The organism is Bowmanella yangjiangensis, from assembly GCF_017255015.1.
Lineage (GTDB): Bacteria > Pseudomonadota > Gammaproteobacteria > Enterobacterales > Alteromonadaceae > Bowmanella > Bowmanella yangjiangensis.
Genome location: NZ_JAFKCS010000127.1, coordinates 1 through 2,174, shown reverse-complemented (window position 1 = coordinate 2,174; position 2,174 = coordinate 1). Strand labels below are relative to the sequence as shown.

The following is a 2,174-nucleotide window of genomic DNA, read 5'->3' as shown; positions in this document are numbered from 1 at the left end:
GGATGACGCTTTTCTCATCCACCGTTTGCGGATCAAGGCCAAGCGCTTATCAGGGCCGCGTCGCCATGGCCAGGCGCAGGCCGAACCCCATCAGCAAGGTGGTGAAGGTCCAGCGCTGCACCACCTGCAGCAGTGGATAGCGGCGCATCCAATGCCCGAGCGCCGCGCCCAGCATGGCGTACAGCAGATCGAAAAGCAGGCCGGTCAGCACCAGCACGCTACCCAGCACGAGGAACTGGCCGGCCACGTCGGCACTGGCATCGACGAACTGTGGCAGAAGCACCGAGCAGAACAGCAGCGCCTTGGGGTTGCTGATGTTGGTCAGCAGCCCGCGGCAGGCGGAAGCGCCATAGGCCCTGGTGGAGGATGCAGGCAACGGCGCGCAGGCTTCAGCTATCAGCGAGGGGGCGCGAGCGATCTTCACGGCCAGCCAGATCAGGTACAGCGCACCAGCCAGCCTGACCACGTCGAATGCCCAGGAGACGGTTTTCAACAGCACGGCCAGGCCGATCGCCGCCAGCAAGACATGCGCTGCCCGCGCCAGGGCGAGGCCGAGAGCCGTCGCCACGGCGTGCCAGCGGCCCTGCATGCTGGACGTCTGCAACACCAGCACCATGTCCGGACCGGGAACCACGTACACCACGACCAATGCACCGATGAACAACTCGAGGTTCGTCATATTCACACTCAACCCTGCGATGACCCAGGCCAAAAAGCATACAGTCAGGGTGATTTCGTGGAGTTGCTAATTTGGCCTCTTGTGTCTTGATAATTGGCATATTATGCCAGTGATCTACGTATAGAGTTAAGAGTATGCCAATTATGAAACTGGATAATCTGGACAGACGAATACTGGCGGCCCTGCAGCGCGACGGCAGGCTGACCAACGTGCAGCTCGCCGAGGAAGTGGGATTGTCGCCGTCGCCCTGTCTCCGACGGGTACGCCTGCTCGAGGAAGCCGGCATCATCCGGGGGTATCACGCCGATCTGGACCGCGACGGCATCGGCTTGGGGCTGACCGTATTTGTCGGCGTCAAGGTCGAGCGCCACCAGGACGAGACGTCCACGGCCTTTCGCCAGGCCGTCAGCGCGTTGCACGAGGTGGTGGCCTGCCATCTGGTGTCGGGGGAGTCGGACTTCCTGCTGCAGGTGGTCGTCCAGGACCTCAGGGCCTATGAGCGCTTCCTGCTGGAATCCCTGCTGAAGTTGCCAGGCGTCAGCGACATTCGCAGCAACTTCGCCATCGCGACGGTCAAGGATCAGACCGCATTGCCGCTCGGGCATCTGCCGCAGGCCAGCGGCGGGGCCTGACTGCAGGTCACGTCGTCAGCACGGCGCTCCGGCACCAATGGCGGCGGCAGCTGCCACGTGGCACGTGCCCTTGTGCGGGAAAGGAGACAAATTTGTTTTCCAGCTACCGCGCGTTTGGGCGCGCAGACATTTCAATCCCCAGCGCCTTCATCACCGCAAGCATGGTTTTCAGTGTCGGATTACCGTGCTCGCTGAATGAGCGATAAAGCTGCTCGCGGGACAGGCCGGTTTCTCTGGCCAGCTCGGTCATGCCTTTGGCGCGTGCCACCACGCCCAGCGCCTTGGCGATATAGCCGGCATCGCCGGTTTCCAGGGCGTCGCTCATGAACTCGGCAATGGCTGCGGGGCTGGTGAGGTATTCGGCGGGGTCGAAGTCGCTAAAGGTTTCAGTCATCTCGCTTTCTCCACGTCTGCAGGATCTGTTGGGCGGCCTCGATGTCGCGGCGTTGGCTGCCCTTGTCGCCTGCACAGAGCAAAATCACCAGCGTGTCGCCTTGCTGGTGGAAATACACCCTGTAGCCGGGACCATAGTGAATCCGCAGTTCGCTGACGCCGTGGCCGACCGGCGCCACGTCGCCTGGCAAGCCTTCCATCAGCCGGTTGATCCGGGCCACGATGCGTGCCTTGCCAGTGTCGTCCTTGAGCTTCTTCAGCCAATTTCTGAAGGTGGCGGATTCGATTTTTCGCATGGATCGAATGTAGTTTATAAAGCACGAATTGCCAAGGTGAAGGCTCTGGCAGCGCTGGGTAGTGTTGGCTGTAGGTTGTGGCGCCGTTTCAGCATGGGTCGATGGACTGTTCGTTGGCCCTACGGCGCCCCGATCCGCCCGCGTTATTCCTGCTCTCTGCGCCCAGGTGCGGAA

General features: G+C 61.8%; 4 protein-coding genes. 1 reads left to right on the top strand and 3 read right to left on the bottom strand.

The annotated features are described in order from the left end of the window. Positions 1-49: 49 nt before the first annotated feature. On the bottom strand, positions 50-679 hold the full coding sequence (locus J0A65_RS22540; protein WP_152488274.1) for a LysE family translocator: 630 nt from the start codon (positions 677-679) through the stop codon (positions 50-52). Positions 680-822: 143 nt separating this feature from the next. On the opposite strand from J0A65_RS22540, the gene J0A65_RS22535 reads away from it, so the two are divergent. Then, positions 823-1,311, top strand: a complete 489-nt coding sequence (locus J0A65_RS22535; RefSeq protein ID WP_232850110.1) for an Lrp/AsnC family transcriptional regulator — start codon at positions 823-825, stop codon at positions 1,309-1,311. Between the two features lie 103 nt (positions 1,312-1,414). Here J0A65_RS22535 and J0A65_RS22530 read toward each other — a convergent pair whose 3' ends face one another. Together J0A65_RS22530 and J0A65_RS22525 are read right to left on the bottom strand one after the other, a co-directional pair. Then, positions 1,415-1,705 carry an addiction module antidote protein gene (locus J0A65_RS22530; RefSeq protein ID WP_206596553.1) on the bottom strand — a complete coding sequence of 97 codons (291 nt, stop codon included), beginning with the start codon at positions 1,703-1,705 and terminating at the stop codon, positions 1,415-1,417. Beyond that, positions 1,698-2,000, bottom strand: a complete 303-nt coding sequence (locus tag J0A65_RS22525; protein WP_150608788.1) for a type II toxin-antitoxin system RelE/ParE family toxin — start codon at positions 1,998-2,000, stop codon at positions 1,698-1,700. The genes J0A65_RS22530 and J0A65_RS22525 overlap by 8 nt, the downstream gene beginning before the upstream one ends. Positions 2,001-2,174: the final 174 nt, after the last annotated feature.